At 71.5% G+C, this 23986-nt stretch carries 20 protein-coding genes; 4 read left to right on the plus strand and 16 right to left on the minus strand.

The features are described 5' to 3' along the window. Positions 1-7 precede the first annotated feature (7 nt). Complete coding sequence (locus QLQ12_RS15245; RefSeq protein ID WP_282760462.1) at positions 8-2836, plus strand: AAA domain-containing protein; 2829 nt, start codon at positions 8-10, stop codon at positions 2834-2836. A 24-nt stretch (positions 2837-2860) separates the two neighbouring features. Here the strand turns inward: QLQ12_RS15245 and QLQ12_RS15250 are convergent, their stop codons facing one another. Continuing rightward, positions 2861-4642 (minus strand): sensor histidine kinase, encoded by a 1782-nt coding sequence (locus QLQ12_RS15250; RefSeq protein WP_282760464.1) that lies wholly within the window; start codon positions 4640-4642, stop codon positions 2861-2863. After that, positions 4639-5343 (minus strand): response regulator transcription factor, encoded by a 705-nt coding sequence (locus QLQ12_RS15255; protein WP_282760466.1) that lies wholly within the window; start codon positions 5341-5343, stop codon positions 4639-4641. The genes QLQ12_RS15250 and QLQ12_RS15255 overlap by 4 nt, the downstream gene beginning before the upstream one ends. A gap of 156 nt (positions 5344-5499) precedes the next feature. Here QLQ12_RS15255 and asnB point away from each other — a divergent pair, with 156 nt between their 5' ends. Further along, a complete protein-coding gene (asnB, locus tag QLQ12_RS15260) occupies positions 5500-7443 on the plus strand; it encodes an asparagine synthase (glutamine-hydrolyzing) (RefSeq protein WP_282760467.1) in 1944 nt (647 codons plus the stop codon). A 7-nt stretch (positions 7444-7450) separates the two neighbouring features. Here the strand turns inward: asnB and QLQ12_RS15265 are convergent, their stop codons facing one another. After that, a complete protein-coding gene (locus tag QLQ12_RS15265) occupies positions 7451-8209 on the minus strand; it encodes a globin domain-containing protein (RefSeq protein ID WP_282760469.1) in 759 nt (252 codons plus the stop codon). 116 nt (positions 8210-8325) lie between these two features. Between QLQ12_RS15265 and QLQ12_RS15270 the strand changes: the two genes are divergently transcribed. Further along, positions 8326-8697 (plus strand): STAS domain-containing protein, encoded by a 372-nt coding sequence (locus tag QLQ12_RS15270; RefSeq protein WP_282760471.1) that lies wholly within the window; start codon positions 8326-8328, stop codon positions 8695-8697. On the opposite strand, the gene QLQ12_RS15275 is transcribed toward QLQ12_RS15270, so the two are convergent. After that, complete coding sequence (locus tag QLQ12_RS15275; protein WP_282760473.1) at positions 8596-9591, minus strand: sigma-70 family RNA polymerase sigma factor; 996 nt, start codon at positions 9589-9591, stop codon at positions 8596-8598. The two genes, QLQ12_RS15270 and QLQ12_RS15275, sit on opposite strands and share 102 nt — an antisense overlap. 96 nt (positions 9592-9687) lie before the next feature. Between QLQ12_RS15275 and QLQ12_RS15280 the strand changes: the two genes are divergently transcribed. After that, the gene (locus QLQ12_RS15280) at positions 9688-10479 is read left to right on the plus strand and encodes an alpha/beta fold hydrolase (protein WP_282760474.1); all 792 of its coding nucleotides are present in this window, start codon (positions 9688-9690) and stop codon (positions 10477-10479) included. 26 nt (positions 10480-10505) lie between these two features. Here the strand turns inward: QLQ12_RS15280 and QLQ12_RS15285 are convergent, their stop codons facing one another. From QLQ12_RS15285 to QLQ12_RS15340, 12 genes are all read right to left on the minus strand, one after another. Further along, positions 10506-12764, minus strand: coding sequence for an excinuclease ABC subunit UvrA (locus QLQ12_RS15285; RefSeq protein ID WP_282760477.1), 2259 nt, complete (start codon positions 12762-12764; stop codon positions 10506-10508). Positions 12765-12803: 39 nt separating this feature from the next. Next, positions 12804-13358 carry a MerR family transcriptional regulator gene (locus tag QLQ12_RS15290; protein ID WP_282760478.1) on the minus strand — a complete coding sequence of 185 codons (555 nt, stop codon included), beginning with the start codon at positions 13356-13358 and terminating at the stop codon, positions 12804-12806. Positions 13359-13561: 203 nt separating this feature from the next. Further along, positions 13562-14026: a bifunctional nuclease family protein gene (locus QLQ12_RS15295; protein WP_092540989.1), complete on the minus strand. Its 465-nt coding sequence runs from the start codon at positions 14024-14026 to the stop codon at positions 13562-13564. Between the two features lie 122 nt (positions 14027-14148). Then, entirely contained in the window at positions 14149-14817 is a 669-nt protein-coding gene (gene ftsR / locus QLQ12_RS15300; protein ID WP_282760483.1) for a transcriptional regulator FtsR, read from the minus strand. A gap of 68 nt (positions 14818-14885) precedes the next feature. Continuing rightward, positions 14886-15335 (minus strand): oxoglutarate dehydrogenase inhibitor Odhl, encoded by a 450-nt coding sequence (gene odhI / locus QLQ12_RS15305; protein ID WP_282760485.1) that lies wholly within the window; start codon positions 15333-15335, stop codon positions 14886-14888. A 237-nt stretch (positions 15336-15572) separates the two neighbouring features. After that, entirely contained in the window at positions 15573-15953 is a 381-nt protein-coding gene (gene gcvH, locus QLQ12_RS15310) for a glycine cleavage system protein GcvH (RefSeq protein WP_282760487.1), read from the minus strand. A 15-nt stretch (positions 15954-15968) separates the two neighbouring features. Further along, on the minus strand, positions 15969-16685 hold the full coding sequence (locus tag QLQ12_RS15315) for a DUF881 domain-containing protein (protein WP_282760489.1): 717 nt from the start codon (positions 16683-16685) through the stop codon (positions 15969-15971). Positions 16686-17541: 856 nt separating this feature from the next. Beyond that, on the minus strand, positions 17542-17874 hold the full coding sequence (locus QLQ12_RS15320) for a small basic family protein (RefSeq protein ID WP_106320077.1): 333 nt from the start codon (positions 17872-17874) through the stop codon (positions 17542-17544). Further along, complete coding sequence (locus tag QLQ12_RS15325) at positions 17871-18806, minus strand: DUF881 domain-containing protein (RefSeq protein ID WP_282760492.1); 936 nt, start codon at positions 18804-18806, stop codon at positions 17871-17873. The genes QLQ12_RS15320 and QLQ12_RS15325 overlap by 4 nt, the downstream gene beginning before the upstream one ends. Before the next feature lie 344 nt (positions 18807-19150). Next, on the minus strand, positions 19151-19753 hold the full coding sequence (locus QLQ12_RS15330; protein ID WP_282760494.1) for a CDP-alcohol phosphatidyltransferase family protein: 603 nt from the start codon (positions 19751-19753) through the stop codon (positions 19151-19153). Positions 19754-20216: 463 nt separating this feature from the next. After that, complete coding sequence (locus tag QLQ12_RS15335) at positions 20217-22172, minus strand: vWA domain-containing protein (protein WP_282760496.1); 1956 nt, start codon at positions 22170-22172, stop codon at positions 20217-20219. Between the two features lie 196 nt (positions 22173-22368). Further along, positions 22369-23793: a sigma 54-interacting transcriptional regulator gene (locus QLQ12_RS15340; RefSeq protein WP_282760498.1), complete on the minus strand. Its 1425-nt coding sequence runs from the start codon at positions 23791-23793 to the stop codon at positions 22369-22371. Positions 23794-23986 lie beyond the last annotated feature (193 nt).

Raw genomic sequence — 23986 nt, forward strand, 5'->3', positions numbered from 1 at the left:
CAGCGCGATGACTTCCGGAGTGGGCGGCGCGATGCTGCCGCCGGCCGTGCTCGCGGTCCTCGCCGAGCTGGCGCCGGCCGGCGGGGACCGGGTCCTGGACGTCACCCAGGGTTCGCAGCCGCTGGTCTGGCTCGCCGACGCCGACCGGGCGCCGCGGAAGGACGCCGACCGGCTGGCCGCGCTGGACGCGCTGCACCGGGAGGAACGGATCCTGCACCGGGGCTGGGGTTTCCTGGCCGGCCGTGCCGAGATCGACGGCCGGCCGCGCAAGGTCCGGGTGCCGCTGCTGAGCCAGCCGGTGCACCTGGACCGCACGCTGACCGGTTACCGGGTGGTCCCGGCCGGGGATGTCGAGGTGACCCCGCTGATCGCCGACCGCGACCTGGCGGCGGCGCTGGAGAACGCACCCGGGCTTGCCACGCCGGGCTGGTTGCGGGCGACCGGCAGCCGGGCGTGGCTGGCGTCGGCGGCCGAGGCCACCGGCCTGACCTTCGACGCGATGACCGAGCCGGGCGGCCGGTTTCCCGCCGACCGTCTGGTGCTGGTGGCGGGTGCGGCGCTGTTCGTCACCCGCGACGTCTTCGGCGGTGGCCTCGGCGACAGTCTGCGGAGCTGGGCGAGCCGGGACCTGTCGGCGACGGCGCTGGCCGCGATCTACGGCCCCGCGGCGGAGCCGGCCGAACAGCGGAGCGAACCGGTCATCTCGCCGCTGCCGTTGAGCGAGGCGCAGGCGGCCGTGGTGGCGCAGGCCCGGACCGCGCCGGTCACCGTGGTCTCCGGCCCGCCGGGCAACGGCAAGAGCCACACCGTCGTCGCGGCGGCGCTCGAGGTGGTGCACCGGGACGGTTCGGTGCTGATCGCGACCCAGTCGCCGCACGCCGCCGAGGTGCTGGCCGGGCTGCTGGCCCGCTATCCGGGGCCGGAGCCGGTCCTGTTCGGCAACGCGGACAGCCGCGCCGGCCTGGCGGCGGACCTCGCGGCGGGCGCGGCGCGAGGTGTCGGCTCACGGCAGCTGCGCGCCGACCGGCAGGCTGTCGATCACCTTCATCAGCTGGTACGGGCCACGCGTGCCGAACTGGCGGGCGTCCTGCGGGCCGAACAACTGGCGGCGGGGCTGCCCGCCTGGGAGCCGCTGCTGGCCGGCCTGGCCGCGGACGTGCCGGGCGCTTTCGGCGACGGGGTGGACTTGGAGCGGGCCGCCCGCCTCCTCGGTGACCCGTCGCCCTCGACCCGGCCCGGTGATCCGGCGGCCGGGACGGGTTCGCCGCTGGACGGGCTCGGCGACCCGGCCGCACAGCAGGGCTGGTGGTCCCGGTGGCGTGCGGCGTCAGCGCGCAGGCGCCTCTTGCGTGAGCTGGGGGCGCGGCCGGGCGTACCGAGGGAAAGGGTTGTCGAAGCGATCGCGGCGGCGACCGCGCGGCGTGCCGCGGCCCGGCTGGCGGTGACCGGCGGCGGTGACCTGACGCCGCGCTGGACGGCTCTGCACGATGCCGAGGCCGCGTTGGGTGAGGCCGCCGGGACCGCGATGCGCCATGCCGCCCGGAGCGCGCAGCGATGGGACGCCGACGCCCGCCGGGCCGCGTCCGCGCTGGCCACAGCGTTGCGTGCGGGCCGTAACCGGCGCCGGGAGTTGCTGGCCAGGCTGGACGCGCCGCCGCTGGTGCGGGCGTTGCCGCTGTGGATCGGCACGGTTGCGGAGGTGGAGGATCTGCTGCCGGCCGCGCCGGGCCTGTTCGATCTGGTGGTGATCGACGAGGCGTCGCATGTGGACCAGATCCGGGCGGCGCCGGTGCTGGCCCGGGCGCGGCGGGCGCTGATGGTCGGTGATCCGCGGCAGCTGCGGTTCGTGTCGTTCGTCAGTGACGCCGGGGTGGGTGAGGTGCTGGCCCGGCACGGCGCCGACGACCGGCTGGACGTGCGCCGGGTGAGCGCGTTCGACCTGGCCGCCTCGGCGGCGCCGGTGACCTGGCTGACCGAGCACCACCGCAGCGTGCCGCATCTGATCGGGTTCTCGGCTCGCCGGTTCTACGACGGCCGGATCGCGGTGGTGACCCGTACCCCGGCCGCCGACGCGGTGGACGCGATCGATGTGGTGCGGGTTTCCGGCGCCTCGCTCGCCGACGGGGTGAACGCGGCCGAGGTCGCCGCCGCGGTGGCCGCGGTGGAGGACCTCGCGGCGGCCGGCCTCCGCGGCATCGGGGTGATCACGCCGTTCCGGGCGCAGGCCGACGCCCTCGAGTCGGCGCTGGTGGCGGCGTTCCCGCCGGAGCGGATCGAGGAGCTGGGCCTGCGGGTCGGCACGGTGCACGCTTTCCAGGGCAGCGAGGCCGACGCGGTGGTGGTGTCGCTCGGTCTGGTGGACGGCGACGCGGCCGGGCGGCGCCGTTTCGTCGCCGACGCGCAGTTGTTCAACGTGATGATCACGCGGGCGCGGCGGCGGATGGTGGTGCTCAGTTCCCTCAGCGCCCCGGACGGGCTGCTCGGCGACTACCTGGCCTACGCGGCGGCGCCGGGAAAGCCGCGGGAACAACGCCCGGAGCCCTCCGGGTGGGCGGCTCGCCTACACGCCGAGCTGGGCCGGCTCGGCGTCGAGTCGCGGCCGGACTACGCCGTCGGCTCGTGGCGGCTGGATCTGTGCGCGGGGCCGCCGGAGTCGGCGGTCGGCGTGCTGTGCGGGGTGCACCCGGACGGCCCCCAGGCGCATCTCGCCCGGCAGTCGGCGCTGCACCGGGCCGGCTGGCGGCTGGTCGACGCGTTCCCGCGCCGGTGGGGTGGCGACCCACGCCGCGCCGCCCTGGAGATAGCCGCCCGGGCCGGCGGGCCGGCGGCGGTCTAGACCCGGCCGGCCGGGTCGCGCGGTTCAGCGGTTCAGGATGCTGCGGATGTCGGTGACCGCGGGCAGCCGGACGGTGAACGTGGTGCCGAGGCCCGGCTCGCTGGTGGCGGAGACGTCACCGCCCAGGTCGGCGACGATCCGCCGGACGATGGTCAGCCCCAGCCCGGAGCCGCCGGTGGCGCGCTGCCGGGCCGGGTCGGCGCGCCAGAACCGGTCGAAGACCCGGGCCACCTCCTCGGAGTTCATGCCGACGCCGGTGTCGTGGACGGTGAGGATCGCGTCGGGTCCCTCGCGGCCGACCTTGAGCTCGACCCGTCCGCCGGCGTCGGTGTAGCGGATGGCGTTGCTCATCAGGTTGCCCAGCACCTGCCGCATCCGGTCCGGGTCGGCGCACACCTCGACCGGGGCGGGGGCGTCCACGACCACGTCGATCCCGGCGTTGGTGGCGACCACCCGGTGCGCGGTGGCGGCCGCCTCGGTCAGTTCGGACAGGTCGAGCGCTATCGGGTCGTAGCCGAGTTCACCGGCCTCGGCGAGCGCCAGAACCTGCAGGTCGTCGAGGATGCGCCGCTGCAGCAGGGTCTCCTCGTGCAGGGACGCGAACAGCTCGGGGGACGGTTCGACCACCCCGTCGGCCAGGCCCTCCAGATATCCGCGCAGGTTCGACAGCGGCGTCCGCAGCTCGTGGGCGACGTCGGCGACCAGCCGCCGCTGGCGTTCCTCGCTGCGTTGCAGGGCCTCGGCCATGGCGTTGAACGCCCCGGACAGCCGGGCCAGCTCGTCCTGGCCGTGGGTCGGCACCCGCACGTCCAGGCGGCCGGCCGCCAGTTGCAGGGAGGCGCCGGTGAGCAGCCGCACCGGCCGGCTCACCCGCCGGGCGATGAGCGCGGTCCCGACGGCGGCGGCCAGCAGCAGGGCGGCGGCGCCGAGCATCGCGGGCCGCTGGAGGTTGGCCAGGTCGCCGCCCTCCCGAGCGCCGAAGAAGATCTGCACGGGTACGGCCGACGTGCTCGCCGCCGCCTGTGAGAACCCGATCGTGAGGCACTGGCTGTAGGCCTCGGCGGCGGCGTCGCACTCGGCGAGCTGGGTCCACGCCATGTCCAGCCAGAAGGTGTCTTTCAGGACCTCGGCGACGCCGCCTCGCACGCACTCCGGCTGCGCCTCGCGCCGCTCCCGGTCGATGTAGGGCGGGAAGGCCGTGGCCAGCTCCGGCGGCCCGGCGCCGTGGGCGGCCATGCAGCGGACCGCGGACAGCGCGGCCCGGTACTGCGCGACCTGGAACAGCCCCCGCAGATCCAGGTCGTAGGGGGACGGCACGACCCCGAACAGGTCCTCCGGCAGGTCCGGCCGGGGCCGGACCGGAGGGCGCTCCGACAGCTCGTTGAAGAGGATGCTGGGCGCCTTCGACTGCCCCAGGGTGCTCAGTTTCCGGGCGGCCTCGATGATGCCCGGCTCCAACTGCGGCATCGGGTCGACCTCGGCTGGCAGCATCTGCACCGGCCCGGCCGCCCGCTTGTCGATGTGGTCGGAGTCGGTCAGCACCACGCCGTCGCGGGTCTCCACCCGGATGTGCAGGCCGGTGCTGGCGGCCAGGTCGCCGACCACCCCGTCGACGCCGTTCCACTGGCCGTTGAGCACACCGAACTTGCGGACGGCCGTGACGATCTCGGCCTGGTGCCGATCGCGGGCATGGTCGACACGGGTCACCTCGCGGGAGGTGAGGCTCATGGTCAGCCAGGCGGTCGCGCCGATCGCGGTGCCGGCGACGATCAGGACGAGCAGGAAGAGCCGCAGGCGGAAACTCACTGTTCGGCCATCCGGTAGCCACGGCCGTAGACGGTCTGCACGTACCGGGGCTCGGCCGGGTTCACCTCGATCTTGCGGCGCAGGTTGACGACGTGGGCGTCGATGGTGCGCTCGGAGACCTCGTTCTCGAACCCGAACGTCTTGTCCAGGATCTGGCCGCGGGTGAAGACCCGGCCGGGCTCCCGGGCGAGCAGTTCCAGGATGCCGAACTCCTTGGCGGTGAGGCGGACGGGGCTGCCGTTCACCCGTACCTCGAAGCGGGGTGCGTCGACCTCGATCTCGCCGACCCGCAGCACGTCGGAGGCCTCGTTGCCGCGGGTGCGGCGCAGCAGCGCGCGGATGCGCGCGGTGAGTTCGCGCGGGCTGACCGGTTTGCTCAGATAGTCGTCGGCGCCGATGTCCAGGCCGAGGAGCATGTCGTTCTCCGCGGCGCGGGCGGTGACCAGCAGGATCCCCACGTTCGCCAGGGACTCGTCGGGGTCGGCGCGCAGGATGCGGCACACGTCGAGGCCGTCGACCTCGGGCATCATCCAGTCCAGGACGACCAGGTGAGGGCGACGGGCCCGGGTGTGTTCGAGAGCCGCGCGGCCATCACCCACAGTGAGCACCTGATGGCCTTCGCGCTCCAGGTACAAGCGGATCAGCTGGGCGTGCTTGGGGTCGTCGTCGGCTACGAGAATGCGGGCGGTCACGGTTCGCATTCTGGCTCAGCCTGTCCAGGGACCCAAGAAATGTGAGATTCCGATGAAGATCGGATCCCGGATTCGTGCCGCGCACGATCGCAGCATCTTCCGCACAGGTTCTTCACAGGTCGCGGCCTACGGTCGGCTCCTTGCAATTCCAGGGAGGAACCTTCGATGTGTGGCCTGAGCGCTTTCGTCAGCAGCCGGCCTGACGCCGGACCGTTGGACGCCGACTTCTCGGCGGCTTTCGCCGCCGCGCTGGCGAGCATGCACCACCGCGGACCCGACGACACGCAGATCGAGCAGGGCGACGGGTACGCGTTCGGCTTCAACCGTCTCGCGATCATCGACCGGGAGCACTCGGTGCAGCCGCTGCGCTACGGCGGCCGGTGGACGGTGGTGTTCAACGGCGAGATCTACAACTACAAGGAGCTGCGGGCCGAGCTGATGCGCGAGCACCATGCGACGTTCGCCACCGAGGGCGACAGCGAGGTGCTGGCGGCGGCGTTCCACTACTGGGGCGAGGCCGCGCTGCCGCGGCTGCGGGGCATGTTCGCGTTCGTGGCGTACGACCACTCGACCGGCACCCTGCACGCGGCCCGCGACGCCTTCGGGATCAAGCCGATGTACGTGCTGGAGACCGCCGACGGGCTGTTCCTGGCCAGTGAGCGCAAGGCCCTGGACCCGTTCGCGGCGCCGGCCGGCGCGGCGCTGGACACCGAGGCGCTGGCCCACTACCTGACGTTCCAGTTCGTCCCCGACCCGATGTCGCTGCACCGGCACATCCGGCGGCTGCCGCCGGGCCACCGTCTGGTCTGGACGCCGGGTGGCGGAGTGCGGATGCACCGCTGGTTCCGGCCGTCGCTGCGGCCGCTGCGGATGCAGCCGGAGGCCGCGTACCAGGCGATCCAGGACGCGCTGACCGGCAGCGTCCGCAAGCATCTGCACGCCGACGTGCCGGTCGGGACGTTCCTGTCCAGCGGCGTCGACTCGTCCGCCATCGCCGCACTGGCCGCCCGGGAGAAGCCGGACCTGCACGCCTTCACCGCCGGGTTCGCGGCCCAGGGCTACTCGGAGATCGAGATCGCCCAGGACACCGCCGACCAGCTCGGCATCCGGCTGACTCCGACGGTCGTCACCGACGAGGACGTGCTCACCCACCTGCCGCGGATCATCCAGCTGCTCGACGACCCGGTGGCCGACCCGTCGCTGATCCCGCTGTACTTCCTGGCCCGCACCGCGTCGCAGTTCGTGACCGTGGTGCTGTCCGGTGAGGGTTCCGACGAGCTGTTCGGCGGCTACACCATCTATCGTGAGCCGCTGTCGCTGGCCGGGGTCGACAAGCTGCCGCCCGGCGTCAAGCGAGGCCTGCGGCACCTGGCCGACGTGCTGCCCGAAGGGGTGCGGGGCCGCTCGTTCCTGGAGCGCGGCACCACTCCGATCGAGCAGCGCTATTACGGCAACGCCCGGATCTTCTCCCCCGAGGAGAAGGGCAACCTGATGCGTTTCACCGCGCAGCCGCACACGGCGATCACCGCGCACCTGTACGCGGAGACCGCCGACGTCGACGACGTCGCCTCGATGCAGTACGTCGACCTGCACACCTGGCTGCCCGGCGACATCCTGGCCAAGGCCGACCGGATGTCGATGGCGCACAGCCTGGAGCTGCGGGTGCCGTTCCTCGACCAGCAGGTGTACGCGGCCGCGGCCGGCCTGCCCACCGACCTGAAACTGCCGCCCGGCACCACGACCACCAAGCACGCGCTGCGCCAGGCCATGAAGGGCATCGTCCCCGAGTCGGTGCGGGAGGCCCGCAAGCTGGGCTTCCCGACCCCGACCCGGTTGTGGCTGCGTGGCCCGATCGGCGACTGGGTGGACAACCTGTTCGCCACCTCCGGCGCCCGGGAGTACCTCGACATGGAGTACGCGCGGGGCCTGCTCGCCGAGCACCGGGCCGGCGGCGCCGACCGCTCCCGCAAGGTGTGGACGGTCGCGATGTTCTGCCTGTGGCACGCCATCAACGTGGAGCGCTCGATCGTCGTCGAGAACCCGTTCCCCGCGCCGCTCCCGGCGCCGCGGCAGGCTCCCGCCGACTACTCCGCCCTCACCATGCGGTGACCGGGCGTCAGCCCAGGTAGGGCGGGGCGACGCCCCAGCCCCAGTGGGGCACCGGGGCCCGGCCGGGCGGAAGAGCGCCGGGCTGGGAATTGCCCAGGGCCAGCCGGGTGCCCCACTCGATGTAGCCCATGAACGCGGCCCGGAACTCCGGATCGTCGGGCAGCCCGGCCTCGTCGGCGGCGTCGGCCAGCAGGCTCACCCAGCGGCGGCGCTGCACCTCGGTGATCGACTTGCCGAGATGGTGGCCGAGCATGTGCGCATAGCCGCCGCGCTGCTCGGTGTAGCGGGCCGGGCCGCCGAACACCTCGGCCAGCCACATCGCGACGTAGTGCGGGTGGGCCGGGTCCATGTGGGCGAAGAGCGGGCCGACCACGTCGTCGGCCGTGACCTTCTGGTAGAACAGGCCGGTCAGCCGCTCGAACGCCTCGGCGCCACCGGCCCACTCGAACAGGGTCGGGGTGGCGTGGCCGGAGCCCCGCACGGCGGTGGGCTCGTAATGGCGCATCTCCTCGATCGAGGAGACCCAGGGGCGGATCTCGGCGAGGAATCCGGGGAACAGGTCGCCGCCGCGGAACCCCTTGAGGTGGTCGTCCGCCGACGTCCAGGTGATCCGCAGGATGTAGGCGGCCGGCTCGTCGGTGCAGCGGCTCAGTTCGAAGTCGGCGCACTGCGGCGCCTGCGCCAGGAACCGGGCGGCCCGGGCGTACGCCTGCTCGAAGGCCTCCGTGTCATCGGTGATGCGATACCGGATGTATTCGACCGTCATGTGTCCAACCTAGACCGACGCCGCACGGGCCACGGGCAGGCGCCCGTGTACGGAATCCGACGGAATAGGAAAGATCACGCCGATGAGTTCGGCGGCCCGGCACGGTCTTACCCCCCATGACGAGGTCTGAGGTCCGGTTCGCGGTGGGGGCGGTGACGCGGGCGGACATTCCCGCCCTCTGCGCCGACCTGGCCGAACTGCTGCACGGGACCCCCGGCGGCATCGTGGTGTGCGAGGTGACCGGGACACCGGCCGCGGACGTGGCGCTGGTGGAGGCCCTGGCCCGGCTGCGGCTGACCGCCCGGCGGCACGGCCGGCGCCTGCACGTGGCGGGCGCCGGCCCCGAACTGCTGACGCTGACCGGCCTGCTCGGGCTGACCGATGTGCTATTCGAGCCCGTTCTGCCCCAGGTGGGGCGGGAGACCGAAGAGCGGGAACAGGCGGGCGGTGTCGAGGAAGTTGTTGACGCCCGCGATCCGTCCGTCTGAGATCTCCAGGACGATCAGGGCCCACGGGTCGTGCCCGGACCCGGTCGCGCTGGCCCGGTACTGACCGAACGCGGGCAGGCCGTTGGCGACCGTGGGGACCAGGCGGGAGCCCAGGCAGCCGTTGCCGGTGCCGGCCATCCACGCGGTGATGTCGTCGTGGCCACGCAGCCACAGCGGCACCGGCGGCATCGACAGGGTGGCGTCGGAGTGCAGCAGGGTGGTGAGGGCGCGCAGGTCGTACGCCTCGAAGGCCTTGACGTAGCGGGCGAGGAGCTCGCGTTGCCCGGGGTCGAGAGGCCGGTAGGTGTCGCCCGCCGAAGGCGTGGCGGCCGACAGGGTGGCCCGGGCGCGCTGGAGGGCGCTGTTGACGCTGGGCACCGAGGTGTCGAGCAGATCGGCGGTCTCCTGCGCCGACCAGGCCAGCACCTCCCGCAGGATCAGCACGGCCCGCTGCCGGGCCGGCAGGTGCTGCAGCGCGGCCACGAACGCGAGGCGGATCGATTCGCGTTCGGCGATCAGGTGGGCCGGGTCGGAGCCTTCCGGCAGGACCCGCTCGTCCGGGATCGGGCCGAGCCAGATCTGCTCGGGGCGTGGCTCGCCCGGGTTGGTGGCGTGCCCCGAGCCGGCCGGCCCGAGGTCCATCGGCCGGACCCGCCGCTGGGCGCTGTCGGCCATGTTGAGGCACACGTTGGTGGCGATCCGGTAGAGCCAGGACCGCAGCGACGAGCGGCCCTCGAACGAGTCGTGGCCGCGCCACGCCCGGATCATGGTCTCCTGGACGGCGTCCTCGGCCTCGAAGGCCGAGCCCATCATCCGGTAGCAGTAGCCGATCAGCTCGGGGCGGAAGCGCTCCAGCTCGGCCTCGATCGGTGGATTGGTGACGACTTCACTCACGCGCCGAAACCTATCGCGGAAATTTCTCCGACGGCAGCGATGAGTTCCGGGCGCGGGTCTGGTCTACCCCGTAGAGACCGACACAGAGGAGCGATCATGAGCTACGCGGACGTCAACGGCATCAACCTCTACTACGAGCTCCAGGGCGAGGGCGAACCGCTGATCCTGCTGCACGGCGGCCTCGGCTCGGGCGAGATGTTCGGCCCGGTCCTGCCCGCCTTCACCGCCCACCGCCAGGTCGTCCTGGTCGACCTGCAGGGACACGGGCGCACCGCCGATGTGGACCGCCCGTTCGACTTCCGGGTGATGGCGCAGGACGTGGCCGCGCTCATCGACCACCTGGGCCTCGACAAGCCGGACGTGGTCGGTTTCTCGATGGGCGGCGGGGTCGCCCTGCACCTGGCGATCATCGCCCCGGAGAAGCTCGGCAGGGTGGTGTCGGCGTCGGCCGGCATCCGGCGCGACGCCACCTATCCGGAGATCCTCGAACAGCAGGGGCAGGTGACCGGCGCGGCGGTCGAATTCATGAAGGAGACCCCGATGTACCAGTCCTACCAGAAGATCGCGCCCCGCCCGGAGGACTTCCCCCGCCTGCTCGACAAGATCGGCGCGGCGATGCAGAAGGATTACGACCTGACCGACGAGGTCCGCGGCCTGCGGGTGCCCACCCTGGTCATGGGCGCCGACGCCGACATGGTGCCGCCGAGCCACTTCGTGGAGATCTTCAACCTGCTCGACGGCGGCCTGCGCGACGGCGGATGGACGGGCGACGGCCGGCCGAAGGGTGGTCACGCGCTGGCGATCCTGCCCGGCACCACCCACTACAACCTGGTCGACTCGCCGCTGTTCCCCATCGTCGCCCTGGCGTTCCTCGACCAGGGGGCCTGACCGCCGCCACGGCCCGGCCCCACCGGTCAGGCGACGTATTCGCGCAGGTGCTGGGCGGTCACGGTGTCGGCCTCGGTGATGAGCTCGGACGGCGTGCCGGTGAAGACGACCTGACCGCCGTCGTGGCCGGCGCCCGGGCCGAGGTCGATGATCCAGTCGGCGTGGGCCATCACCGCCAGGTGATGTTCGATGACGACGACGGTGTTGCCGGCGTCGACGAGCCGGTCCAGCAGGGCCAGCAACTGGTCGACGTCGGCCAGGTGCAGGCCGCTGGTGGGTTCGTCGAGCAGATAGGTGGCGGTGCCGGCGCCCATGTGGACGGCCAGTTTGAGGCGCTGGCGCTCACCGCCGGACAACGTGTTGAGCGGCTGGCCGAGGGTGATGTATCCGAGACCGACGGCGGCCAGGCGTTCCAGGATCGCCTTGGCCGCCTTCTCGGTGAAGAAGCCGGCGGCCTCGCTCACCGGCATGGCCAGGACCTCGCTGATGTCGCGGCCGCGCAATTTGTATTCGAGGACCTCGGCGGTGAAGCGCTTGCCCTCGCACTCCTCGCAGACGCCCGCGACGCCGGCCATCATCGCCAGGTCGACGTAGACCAGGCCGATGCCCTTGCAGTTCGGGCAGGCGCCCTCGGAGTTGGCGCTGAACAGCGCGGCCTTGACGCCGTTGGCTTTGGCGAAGGCGGCCCGGACGGCGTCGAGCAGGCCGGTGTAGGTGGCCGGGTTGCTGCGCCGGGAACCACGGATCGCGGACTGGTCGACGACGATGACCCCGTCGCGCTGCGGCAGGGAGCCGTAGATCAGCGAGCTCTTCCCGGAGCCGGCCACTCCCGTCACGACGGTCAGTACCCCGGTGGGGACGTCCACGGAAACGTTCCGCAGATTATGCGTAGAAGCATCCCGAATGGGGATATTTCCGGCATGCTGCCTGACGATGGGCTTCAGTGCGACGCGATGACCGAGATAGCGCCCGGTCAGCGTGTCCGAGGCGCGCAGCCCGGCCACCGTGCCCTCGAACTGGATGCGCCCACCGGCCGGCCCCGCCCCCGGCCCGATGTCCACCACATGATCGGCGATCGCGATCGTCTCCGGCTTGTGCTCGACCACCAGGACCGTGTTCCCCTTGTCCCGCAGGCGCAGCAGCAGCCCGTTCATCCGCTGGATGTCGTGCGGGTGCAGGCCCACGGTCGGCTCGTCGAACACGTAGGTGATGTCGGTCAGGCTGGACCCCAGGTGCCGCACCATCTTGACCCGCTGCGCCTCCCCGCCGGACAGCGTCGCCGACTCCCGGTCCAGAGACAGATAGCCGAGTCCGATCTCCACCAGCGAGTCCAGGGTCTGCCGCAGGTTCGCCACGACCGGCCCGACCGACGGCGCGGTGACCCCGGCCAGGAACGCGGCCAGGTCACTGACCTGCATGGCCGAGCACTCGGCGATGTTCCGCCCGTCGATGCGCGACTCCAGCACGGCCGGCTTCAGCCGGGCGCCGCCACAGTCCGGGCAGGCGGCGAACGTGGCGGCCCGGTCGATGAACGCCCGGATGTGCGGCTGCGCCGACTCGCGGTCCTTCGTCAGATACATCCGCTGCACCTTGACGACCAAGCCCTCGTACGTCGTGTTGATGCCGTTGACCTTGACCTTGGTCGCCGGTTTGTGGAGGAAGTCGTCCAGCTCCCGCTCGGTGAACTCCTTGATCGGCTTGTCCGGGTCGAACAGCCCCGACTCGGCGAAACCGCGCACGTACCAGCCGTCGACGCTGAAGTTCGGGACCGTGATCGCACCCTCGTTGATCGACTTCGACCGGTCGACGAGCTGGTCCAGGTCGAGAGTGGAGACCTTGCCGAGGCCTTCGCAGCCCGGGCACATGCCCTCGGCGTTGAACGAGTAGGCCAGCGCGCTGCCCGCGCTCGGCGAACCCAGCCGGCTGAAGATGATCCGCAACATCGTGTACGCGTCGGTGGCCGTCCCGAGCGTCGACCGCGCGTTGGCGCCCATCCGCTCCTGATCCACCACGATCGCGGCGCTCAGATTGTGCAGGGCGTCCACGTCCGGCCGGGCCGGACTGCCCATGAACGACTGGAGGAACGCCGAGTACGTCTCATTGATCATCCGCTGGGACTCGGCCGCGATGGTGCCGAAGACCAGCGAGGACTTACCCGAACCGGAGACACCGGTGAAAACCGTCAAACGGCGTTTCGGTACGTCGAGCGACACGTCGCGGAGGTTGTTCTCGCGGGCGCCGCGAACCTGGATGACATCGTGGCTGTCTGCCTTGTGCTGGGTCACCTGACGAAGGTAGCCCCCATTGCGGTCGGTTTCCGGCCGTTATCCCGCGCGACGGCGGGCCCGGCGGGCCGCCAGCTCGTCACCCTCACTGGTCGCTGCCGGAACGTCGACACCGACCGGCTGCGGACCACCGGCAGGCTCGGACGGCAGATGCGACAACGAACCCTGGATCTCCTTGAACGCCCCGCCGATCGCGATGCCGAACACGCCCTGTCCACCCTGGAGCAGATCGACGACCTCCTCCGGCGACCGGCACTCGTACACCGTCGTGCCGTCCGAGATCAGCGTGATCTCGGCCAGATCGTCGACCCCGCGCGACCGCAGCGTGTCGATCGCCCGGCGGATGTTCTGCAACGACACGCCCGCGTCCAGCAGACGCTTGACGACCTTGAGAACCACCAGGTCACGGAAGGAGTAGAGCCGAGACGTGCCAGAGCCGGAAGCGTCCCGGACGCTCGGGACCACCAGGGTGGTCCGTGCCCAGTAATCGAGCTGGCGATAGCTGATCCCGACCGCCTGACAGGCGGTGACGCCGCGGTATCCGACCTCGCCGTCCTCGCCGACGAAAGGGCCTTCAAGAGGTTGCTCGTGCACGCGACTACCTCCCCGCGCCCATGATCGAAATCTAGGCGGTGTGCCGGTTCACCTGGACTTCACGAGCGTATATCTCAATGACGGCCGAAACATGGAGGTAACCGCTCGACACGCCGCCAACGGACGAACGGCGCACGTCGATGGGGCCGCGCTCAGGCCGCGCTCCAGCGACGCGCGGCCCGAGCCTCAAGCCTGTCCTGCCGTCAGCCGGCGAAGTCTTCGGGACGCACCTGGTCGAGGAACTCGCGGAACTTCTCGACCTCGTCCTCCTGCTCGTCGGGGATGACGATACCCGCCTCGGTGAGCACCTGGTCGGCACAACGAATCGGCGCGCCCACCCGCAGAGCCAGAGCGATCGAGTCGCTCGGCCGGGCCGACACCCGCAGATTGTCACCGATCAGCAGATCGGCGTAGAAGACGTTGTCCTTCAGTTCGGTGATCTCGACCGCCTTCAACGGCGCCTTCAGCGCCGCCAGGATGTCGCGCAACAGGTCGTGGGTCAACGGCCGGGCCGGCTTGACCCCCTGCTGCTCATAGGCGATCGCGGTCGCCTCCACCGCACCGATCCAGATCGGAAGGTACCGGTCGCCGTCGACCTCCCGCAGCAACACGATCGGCTGGTTGCTGGGCAGCTCCACCCGGACCCCGACCACGCTCAGCTCGCGCACCGCCGCCTCCGTGTCGTTGATGTCTCGGCTGCTCCGCAGCCGCCCCTAACCTGCACGGTACACGCACACCACAGTCGCCCGATCCGTGCGGCACACCCCGAAACAGGGTAGGCGCAACGGGGTCAGCGGCCCAGTTCGCCGCGCAGGCCGGAACGGACCAGTGCGGCGTGCAACCGCTGCGAAAGCGCCTGCAGCTCACGCGCGGTCTCGACGGCACGGGCCCGCGCCGCCGGGTCGTGCTGCCGGGCCATCGGGGCCAGCAACTGTGTGAACAAGCCCACCTCACGATCCGCGGAGTTCTTGAAAGCCCGCAGGTGACGGGCCTCCAACCCGTAACGGGCAAGACCCACCACGGCCTCCACGATGATCACCTGGTCGGCGTCGTACCAGCCCGGCGGACGCGCGGTGACCAGACCGATCTGCTCCAGATCGGCCAGCACCGCCTCGTCCACCCCGGTCCGCTCCAGCAGGTCCGCTTTCGGAATGCGGGCGTCGGCCGGATCCTTGGCCTGAGAAGCGCCCACCGCCACCAGCGTGGGCCGCTGCGGGACCACCGGCTCCTTCTCCATCCGGTCCAGCTGCTCGCGGATCACCCGCAAGGGGAGGTACTGATCCCGCTGGGCGGTCAGCACGAACCGCAGCCGGGCCACGTCGTTCCACGAGTACTTGCGGTACCCGGAGGCGGTGCGTTGCGGGTCGACCAGACCCTCCGCCTCCAGGAACCGCAATTTCGAGATCGTGGTGTCGGGGAACTCGGTGCGCAGATGGGCCAGCACCTCCCCGATGCTCATCAGCGCACCCTCACGCCCGTCCTGGGGACGCGAAGCCCCCGGGTCACGCGCGGCCGCCCCCGGCGAAGTCACGCCCGGCCCTCGCCCTCCGGCCGCGGACCGGCGATGAACACCAGACGGAACTTGCCGATCTGGACCTCGTCGCCATTGCTGAGCGTCGCGGCTTCAACCCTTTCCCGGTTCACGTACGTACCGTTGAGGGAGCCGACGTCGCGGACGGTGAAGACGCCACCGTCACGGTGGAACTCGGCGTGGCGGCGCGACACCGTCACGTCGTCGAGGAAGATGTCACTGTCCGGGTGCCGGCCGCTGGTCGTCACGTCGTGATCGAGGAGGAAGCGGGCGCCGGCGTTCGGGCCACGCCGGACCACCAGCAGAGCCATCCCCGGCGGGAGCGAACCGGCCATCCGGCTCGGAACCACGTCCGTCTCAGGTCCCTCCAGCACCTCGTCAAGGGCGCCAAGGTTCAGCGTGGACGTGACGTCGAGCGGGGGGAACTCGTCGTCTGGGCGCGTCATGGACCACCTCACGGATCAGTTGGTCGTCGCCTCCCGGCCAGGGCATGCAGCGTTGCTGCCCCGCCGAGGCCTATTGGCCCGGACGCTCGACTATCGGTTTCAAAGGAATAACAGTTCTGCGCGTGCTCCGCGAGCCTAGTCAGCGCCAATATCGCTGGGCAACCGGACTCGCGGAAAACGAATGGCTTCCATTCGCCTCCGGGTATGAAACCCGGCACGCCGACGACTGGGGAAAGCTCAGCTCTCGGTCAGAGCCCTGTACGCCGCGGCGTCCAGCAGCGCGGAAACCGACGCCGGGTCGTCCGGCGCGATCTCGACCAGCCAGCCCGCCGCGTACGGCTCGCCGTTGATGATTTCCGGCTCGTCGGCCAGAGTGGCGTTCTTCGCCACGACCGTGCCGGAAATCGGGGCGTAGATCTCCGAGACGCTCTTGGTCGACTCGATCTCGCCGAGTGAGTCACCCGCCTGCACCACCGTGCCCTCCTCGGGCAACTGCACGTAGACGATGTCGCCCAGGGCGTCCTGTGCGAAATGGGTGATGCCCACCCGCACGGGCCCGCTGCCGTCACCGGCGATCCACTCGTGCTCCGCGGTGTACCGCAGATCCTCAGGAATCAACGCTTCCTCCGTAATTCACGAAACCGGACGTGCGTATCGCAAGGCTGCCGCCTTACGCACCGCGGTCACTTCGACCAGGGAACGCGAGTCCATGGTCACGCTACCGCCGGCGCTCTTCGCCTGCGCCACCACCCCGCCCGGGATCTGCAGCGCCGTGCTCATCGTGCCCGGCGGGCCGACCACCAGCAGATGGAACGGACCGGCGAGCTGCTCACCGTCGGCGATGATGCCACCACCCGCCGCGTCCACGAAAAAGCTCGACGCGACCACCCGCACCGACACCCCGTTGGCACCGTTGAGCTGCATCACCTCACCGCCAGCACCGCGCAGCTCCTGCACCGAGTTCAGCACGTGAGAGGCGCCGACGTCGCGCAGCGTGATGTCCAGGCCCGGGCCACGGCCCGGCACCGTGCCCGCCAGCAGACCCAGCTCCTGACTGCGCCGCTCGGCCTCCTCACGGGCCGCCTCCTTACCGGCGACACCCGAGGTGAGCTGCTGCTTGCTCTGCTCCAGCCCCTGGATCTCGGCGAGCAGGCGACTGTCCTGCGCCTCTAGATCGCTCAGGATCCGGACCAGGTCCTCCTGTCGCGCGCCCGCCAGACCGTCGTCGGAGTCGTTGCTGCGCAACTGCACCACCAGCGTGAACCCGAGCAGCGCCAGCAACACCCAGATCAGCGTGCCGGCCGGCGCGGGCCGCCGCAGCCGAGGGCCCTGGCCCTGGCCTTGGTCCACGCTTGCGGTCGTGCTCGTGCTCCCGGTCGGGCTCGGGCTCGGGCGATCAAGATCACTTTCTCGGGCGGGCGTTCCGGAAATCGACGGATCGGGTGACGTGGCGGACGTCTCCCCCGCAGCGGGGGCCCCCTCACCCGTCCGGGGAGCCGCGACGCCGGCGGTGGTCCCAGTCTCCCCCGCGGCCTCCGATCCGTGCCGCCGGCGATCAAGATCACGATCATGCGGTACGGCCTGAGCACCGTCCCGTCCAGCGCCTCCCACGGGGGCGTCCTCCACCGCGGGTGACCCGGCGGCCGGCGGCCTGAGGTCGAGGTTCCGCCCCGCCAGAGACACCGTCGGCTCCTCGTCCTCCTGCCTCGCGACGGAGTCCTGCCACGCGGGGCCTTCCCGGCCCGCGGCGGAGTCCGGCACGAGGTCAGTGCCACTTCCGAAGAACGCCGCCGTCGGCTCATCTCGCGCCGTCTGCGGCACGGGGTCAGTGCCACCTCCGAAGAACGCCGCCGTCGGCTCATCTCGCGCCGTCTGCGGCACGGGGTCAGCGCCACCTCCGAAGAACGCCGCCGTCGGCTCGCCTTCCGGGAGCGGCGCGGCGTGGGAGGCGGGCCTTCCGAAGAACGCGCTCGTCGGCTCCTCCTCGGTGGGCTGCCGCGCGGAGGGCGCCTTCTCCCTGAAGAACGCGGTCGTCGGCTCCTCTTCCGTGTCGGCCGGGGCGCCGGAAGGCGAACCCCCGGAAGTCGGTCCGCTCGTGGGCGACGGAGGCGTCTCGGCCGGTCTGCGGCCGGCCATGGGCAGGCCCGGACCGGGCACCGCCTCGTTCGCGGGCCGGACGGAGTCGTCAGGATCGGTCATCGGATTCCTATGCCCTGAACAGGTGCCGTCGGATTGCCGCGACATTACCGAAGATCCGGACGCCGAGCACGACCACGACACCCGTCGACAACTGGCCGCCGACGCCGAGTTGGTCGCCCACATAGACGATCAGCGCCGACACCAGCACGTTCGAGATGAACGACACGACGAACTGCTTGTCGTCGAAGATGCCGTCCAGCTTGGCGCGCACCCCGCCGAACACCGCGTCCAACGCCGCCACCACCGCGATCGGCAGGTACGGCACCAGTTCCGGAGGCACCGACGGTTCGAACAGAATGCCCAGCAGGACACCGGCCAACAGGGCGAGTACGGCGATCATCGGCCGCCTTCCGTCACTGACGAATCGGGGGCGGGCGACCCCGCACCCGACGACACTTTCGACGAGCCGGAGGGTGAGGGCGCGACGCTGGGCTCAGCCGACCGCAGCTTGAAGTCGGCCGCCGCCTCCAAGGTCACGTCCTCGGCCTCGGCGGTCTCGAAGGAGATACCGAACCGGTCCGACAACGTCTCGAAGAACTCGCCGGCATAGCCGTCACGGAAGTCGTCGGCCAGATCGTCGGGCCCGATCGCCACGACCTCGTAGGGCGACCCGACCGGTCGGATGTCCACCAGGATCGCCTCGCCGGCCTGCCGGATCCGGGATGTCGCGGTCAGCCGCTGCCCATTGATCATGATGGCCTCGGCGCCGGCCTCCCACAGCGCGTTCGCCGCAAGCTGCAGATCGGTGTCCTTCACCTGCGCCTCGGTCCGCCGCTCACCGGTCACCGCGTTCACCGAGGTCGGCCCGTCCACCAGGGTGATCCGGGCGCCGGAGCCCCGCACCTTCGCCACACCGGTGACCGCCTCCAGGTCGCGCAGCCGGGCCACCGCCGCGCCGCCCAACTCGTTGTCACGCAGCGTCGCGACCTCATCGGCGAGCCTGTCCGCCTGCTGCCGCAACCTCTCGGTCCCGTCCCGCCGCGTCTGCACCTGGGCGATCAGCGCGTCCCGTGCCTGCGTGCGGGCCGGCTCCTCGTCCACCGTCTGCCGGTAGGCGAACACCAGCAAAAACCCGATCACCACCAGGGTGAGCGCCGCCGAACCGGTCGCCAGGCCCCGCCTCGCCCCGGTCCGCGGTCCCTCCTTCGCACGCCGGGCCGCGGCGTCCGCGTAACCCGGGTCGAGGGGATTCTGGAACAACTCCGTCAGGAAGTCGGGCGCGTAGGTCCGCTTGCCCGCCGCACCGCCGTCCGGATCCGGTGGCTTGACCACACCGTCCCCGTCATCGGCGGTCCCACTGGCCGCCGGCCGGATCACCGCCGGGCTTGCACCGCCCTCGGCACTCGCACCATGCGCCGGGCTTCTACTGCCCTCGGGGCCTGCACCATCCGCCGGGCTTGCACCGCCCGCCGGGCTCTCAGCCTGTCCGGAACTGGGCCGGCCGGCCGCATGCTGCCCGACGCCCTCCGTGTCAGCGCCTACCGGGGCAGGGGTCGCCGGGTCGACCGCGTCGTTCGCGGCCGGGTCGGCCGCATCATCGTTCGTTGCCGGGTCAACCGCGTCGTTTCTGGCCGGCGTGACGGGAGTGTCGTCGGGCCGACCGGACGGCGGCTGATTCACGAGGACTCCTCGCGGTCGGCGCGCAACAGCCGCACCGCCTGGACCAGGTAGAGCACCGCCGCACACCAGTACAGACCCAGCGCCCACCAGGCCAGACCCCAGCCCACCGGGCCCGCCCACCAGTCGACCGACGGCACCGCCTCGGCGAGCAGGATGATCGGGAACGAGCCGAGCAGCAGGAACGTCCCCGTCTTGCCGACGTAATGAACGGGCGGAGGACCGTAACCGTGGCGGCGCAGGATGATCAGCGCCACCCCGAGCACCGCTTCACGCAGCAACAACGCGCACGTGAACCACAGCGGTAGCACCTCACGGATGGTGAACCCGACCAGCGTCGCCACGATGTAGAGCCGGTCCGCGAACGGATCCAGCAACTCCCCGAGGCGGCTCACCGAGTTCATCCGGCGGGCGACATAGCCGTCGACCCAGTCGGTGGACCCGCCCACCGCCAGCACGATCACCGCGGCGATGTCGTTCTCCACCCCGAGCAGCAGGTAGAGGAAGAGCGGCACCCCGAGCAGCCGCACGAAACTGATGACGTTAGGCAGGGTCCAGATCCGGTTGGAGGACTCGATGGACGGCGCAGGCTGCTGCGACATCGCGACTTCCTCTCCCCCTCGGCCGAGGCCCCCGCCCGGCGCGTACGCAAGCCCGGGTCCCGTCGCCGCCCGCTTCCGGGCGGCTGTGCACGTATGTCCCGATCGCTCGCCGAGCAACTATAACCAGCCGCGTCCTCCCGCCTGACGCGCAGTCACACCGGCCACACCCGCCAGGTCATCCTAGGAGGCTAGCCTCCCCCTCCGTTCGCCCCGACCCGCACACTCCACCAGGGCACCGAACGACCCGCCAGCCGTGGCCGAGCCAAGACCACCAGCCGTCGCCCACAGCACCGCCTGGAGGATGGGTTTGAGCGGCCCAGCTGCGGCTGGACCTGAGGGTTGGGACGTCGGCGGAGCGCACCGCGGGCCGATCGCACCGCCGAACGCACCGCCGGCCGAACGCACCGCGGGCGGGGCCGGGCGCAGGCGGGGACGGGCTTGAAAGGTGGCGGATGAGCGCGGCTCAGCGGGGGTGGCGACCGCGGCGGGCGCGGACGTAGTCGTCGATCACGTAGCGGCCCAGGTCGGCCGCGTCCGGGCTGAAGACGCGGCCGCCGTTGCGGTTGGCGACGGCGCCGACGAAGCGGCGCAAGCCCGGGTCCTCGCCGAGCATGAAGACGTTGAGGGTGGCGCCGTAACGGGTCAGCAGGTCCACCTCGCGGACGGTCGCCTGAATGGTCTCGGGCAGCGGCGGCCACCAGAAGAGGGCCTCGCCGTCGTCTTCCAGGTGGGAGGTGGGTTCGCCGTCGGTGACGACGAGGACCACCGGCTCCGATCCGGGGTGGCGGCGCAGGTGGCGGCCGGCGAGTTTGAGGGCGTGCTGCAGATTGGTGCCTTTCTCGATGGTGGGCTCGATGGCGGCGAGCTCACCCTGCGAGAGGGTCTGCGCGTAGCGGCCGAACCCGATGATCTGCAGCGCGTCCTGCTGGAACTTGGTGGCGACCAGGTGGGACAGGGCGAGGGCGGTCTGTTTCATCGGGCCCCAGCGGCCGTCGGCGTACATCGAGTAGGACAGGTCGACGCAGAGGGCGACGGCCGCGGAGGACCGTCGTTCGGTTTCCGCGACCTCGAAGTCGTCGGCGGTCAGCCGCACCGGGAGAGAACGGTCGGAGGCGGCGCGGCGCCGGACCGCGTTGCCGATGGTGCGGACCACGTCGAGGGGCTGGTCGTCGCCGAATTCCCAGCGGCGGGAGGAGCCGATCAGGTCGCCGGCGGCACCGGCGTCGCGCATGTCGTGGTCGCCGCGTTTGCCGGCGATGTCGCGGAAGATGGCGGACAGGGCGGACTGGCCGAGCCGGCGCAGCGCTTTCGGGGAGAGGGTGAGCCCGTCGGCGTCGCGCTGCACCCAGCCTTGGCGGCGGAGTTCGCGTTCGAGTTCACGCAGGCGGCGCACGTCGTCGGCGGCGCTCCGGCCGAGTTGGCGTTCGACGGCCTCGACGTCGACGTCGTCGAGGGTGGCACCGGGGTGTTCCTGGCCGAGTTGGTCGATCAGTTCGTCGAGGTCGGCGATCTCTCCGAGGGCGGAGGCGGCGTCGCCGTAACCGAGTTCGGCGGGACCGCGCATCCGTTCGCCGCGCCCCCAGTTGAGGCCGGGCCGCAGCGCGCGGAGGTTGTCGGTCAGCTCGGCGAGCCGGCCCCGGAGCGGGCCGTCGCCGAGGGCCTGCGCCATCAGCTGTTCGAGTTCCTCACGCTGCTGCGGGCTCAGGGAGCGGAGCAGCCGCTCGGCGGCGGCGGCCTGCCGGGCCAGCGAGTCGATCAGCTCGTCGACGTTACGGGGGTTGTCGGGGAAGAACTGCCCGTGCTTGGCCATGAAGTCACGGAAAGCGTCGTCGGTCTCCTCGCCGCGGGCGTGTTTGCCGAGCAGGTCGTTGAGGTCGCCCAGCATCGCGGAGACGTCGGCGAAGTCGCCCTGTCGCAGCGCCTGCCTCATGCCGGCGAAGCGCTGCGCGACGACCTCTTCCCGGAGCCCGGCGAGGATCTGCTGGTAGATGTCGCGTGCCTCGGTGGACGCCCAGTCGTAGTCGGACAGATCCGACACCGCCTGGGACACCGACCGTGGCAGGTTGTCGAGGACGGCCTCGTTGAAGCGGGCGGCGTCGTCGTCGCGGGCGGCGAGGGCGTCACGCTCGGTGGCGAGGGCCTGGTCGAGCATCTGCCGGGCCCGGGTGACGGCCCCGTCCAGGTTGCCCCGCCGCAGCGCCTCCCGCCGCAGCCGCCGGGCCCGTTCCCGCAGTGCCTCGAGGCCGCCCTGCCCGTCCCGGGGGCCCTGCCGGATCAGGTCGCGCAGCGCGTCGCGCAGGCTGTCGCCGGCGAGGACCCGCTCCCCCATCTCGTCGACGGCGGCGCGCACGTCGTAGGGCGGGGCGAGCGGGTCGGGGCCGTCACGCCAGGCGCCGTAACGGAAGACGTTCCCGCTCACCGGGCGGCCCCAGCGTCCGAAAGCAGAACCGGCGGAGGCAGAGCCGACGGAAGCAGAACCGACGGAAGCGGGGCCGACGGAAGCGGAGCCGACGGAAGCGGAGCCGACGGAAGCGGAGCCGGCGCAACCCGAGCCGATGCGACCAGAACCGGCGGAAGCGGGCCCGGCGGGCGGGCCGAGAGGTCAGTCATCGCGATCAGCTCCCGTAGAGGGCTCGGCCGTCGTCGGTCAGTTCCTTGGCGAGCCGCCGGGTCAGATGCAGACCCTCCAGCACGAACTCGATTCCGGAGGCGGCCTGACCGGGGCTCGGCGCGTCGCCCAGCCCGAGCCGGTCGAGCACTTTGGCCAGGCCCGGCACCGTCCCGATCTGGCCGAGCAGCTCCTCGGCGCTGACCAGGTCGCCGGTCTCGATGATGGCGCCCTCGGCGACCAGGTCGGTGAAGCCGGACAGGTCGAGGCCGGCCAGCCGGGCCCGGAAGGTCTCGGCCGTCGCGACTCGCAGCAGGTGGCCGAGGACCTCGGTCTCCCGGCCCTCCTCGCCGCTCTCGAACTCGACCTTGCCGCGCAGCGTGGAGGTGACCGACACGGCGTCGCAGACCCGTGCCACCGCCTCGCGCTCGCCGCGCAGCCCGGCCCGCCGCAGCGCCGACGCGGCGACGGTCTCGGCGGCCGCGATCGCGAACCGGGCCGACACACCGGACCGGGAATCCACCGACGGCGACTCACGGACGCCACGGGTGTATCGGGCCAGGACCTCGACCAGGTGTTCCGGGAGCGACGCGACGAGCGACGCCTCCTGACGGATCAGGGCCGTCTCCAGGTCGAGGTCGATCGGGTAGTGGGTGCGGATCTCGGCGCCGAACCGGTCCTTGAGCGGGCTGATGATGCGGCCGCGGTTGGTGTAGTCCTCCGGGTTGGCCGACGCCACCAGCAGCAGGTCGAGCGGGAGCCGCAGCTGATATCCCCGGACCTGGATGTCGCGCTCCTCCAGCACGTTGAGCAGCGACACCTGGATGCGCTCGGCCAGGTCGGGCAGCTCGTTGACGGCGAAGACGCCGCGGTTGGTGCGGGGCACCAGGCCGAAGTGGATGGTCTCCGGGTCGCCCAGGGCCCGGCCCTCGGCCACCTTAATCGGGTCGACGTCGCCGATCAGGTCGCCGACACTGGTGTCGGGGGTGGCGAGTTTCTCGCCGTAGCGCTCGGAGCGGTGCAGCCAGGCGATCGGCAGCAGGTCGCCGGCGTCGGCGGCGAGGCGGCGGGCCGCCGGGGTGAGCGGATGGTACGGGTGTTCCCGCAGCTCGGACCCGGCGATGAACGGGGTCCACTCGTCGAGCAGGCCGACGAGAGCCCGGAGGAGCCGGGTCTTGCCCTGGCCCCGCTCGCCGAGCAGCACCATGTCATGGCCGGCGAGCAGCGCCCGCTCGACCTCGGGCAGGACGGTGTCGTCATAACCCACGATGCCGGGGAACCGCGGCTCGCCGGAGCGGAGCTTGACGAGCAGGTTGTCGCGCAGCTCCTCTTTCACCGTGCGGAACTCGTGCCCGGAGGCACGCAGCTCGCCCACGGTGCGGGGCAGGTCGGCGGGTGGGGTGGGCGTGATCGCGCTGGTCGCCTCTGTCACCGCAAGAACGCTACTCCGGCCGTGTGACAAACCACGACCGGACTTTGCCCCGCGCCGCGTCCGCAACCGCCGGTCACCTGCCGCGAACCCGCACGACCGGGCCCGATGCCGGGTGGAGGAGCATGTGTTGTGCCGCCGGACACATCCAACCTCGTGGGATTGGCTCTGGTCGCCGTGCGTGCCTCGCGGCACG

It is taken from the genome of Actinoplanes sandaracinus, from assembly GCF_030009775.1.
Classification (GTDB): Bacteria; Actinomycetota; Actinomycetes; order Mycobacteriales; family Micromonosporaceae; genus Actinoplanes; species Actinoplanes sandaracinus.

Coding starts and splice junctions, on each gene's coding strand:
- QLQ12_RS15320 (WP_106320077.1), bottom strand. CDS start 17,874: ATGATCGCCGTACTCGCCCTGTTGGCCGGTGTCCTGCTGGGCATTCTG.
- QLQ12_RS15265 (WP_282760469.1), bottom strand. CDS start 8,209: ATGACGGTCGAATACATCCGGTATCGCATCACCGATGACACGGAGGCC.
- QLQ12_RS15280 (WP_282760474.1), top strand. CDS start 9,688: ATGAGCTACGCGGACGTCAACGGCATCAACCTCTACTACGAGCTCCAG.
- QLQ12_RS15255 (WP_282760466.1), bottom strand. CDS start 5,343: ATGCGAACCGTGACCGCCCGCATTCTCGTAGCCGACGACGACCCCAAG.
- asnB (WP_282760467.1), top strand. CDS start 5,500: ATGTGTGGCCTGAGCGCTTTCGTCAGCAGCCGGCCTGACGCCGGACCG.
- QLQ12_RS15270 (WP_282760471.1), top strand. CDS start 8,326: ATGACGAGGTCTGAGGTCCGGTTCGCGGTGGGGGCGGTGACGCGGGCG.
- ftsR (WP_282760483.1), bottom strand. CDS start 14,817: ATGAGCATCGGGGAGGTGCTGGCCCATCTGCGCACCGAGTTCCCCGAC.
- QLQ12_RS15245 (WP_282760462.1), top strand. CDS start 8: ATGACTTCCGGAGTGGGCGGCGCGATGCTGCCGCCGGCCGTGCTCGCG.
- odhI (WP_282760485.1), bottom strand. CDS start 15,335: ATGACGCGCCCAGACGACGAGTTCCCCCCGCTCGACGTCACGTCCACG.
- QLQ12_RS15330 (WP_282760494.1), bottom strand. CDS start 19,753: ATGTCGCAGCAGCCTGCGCCGTCCATCGAGTCCTCCAACCGGATCTGG.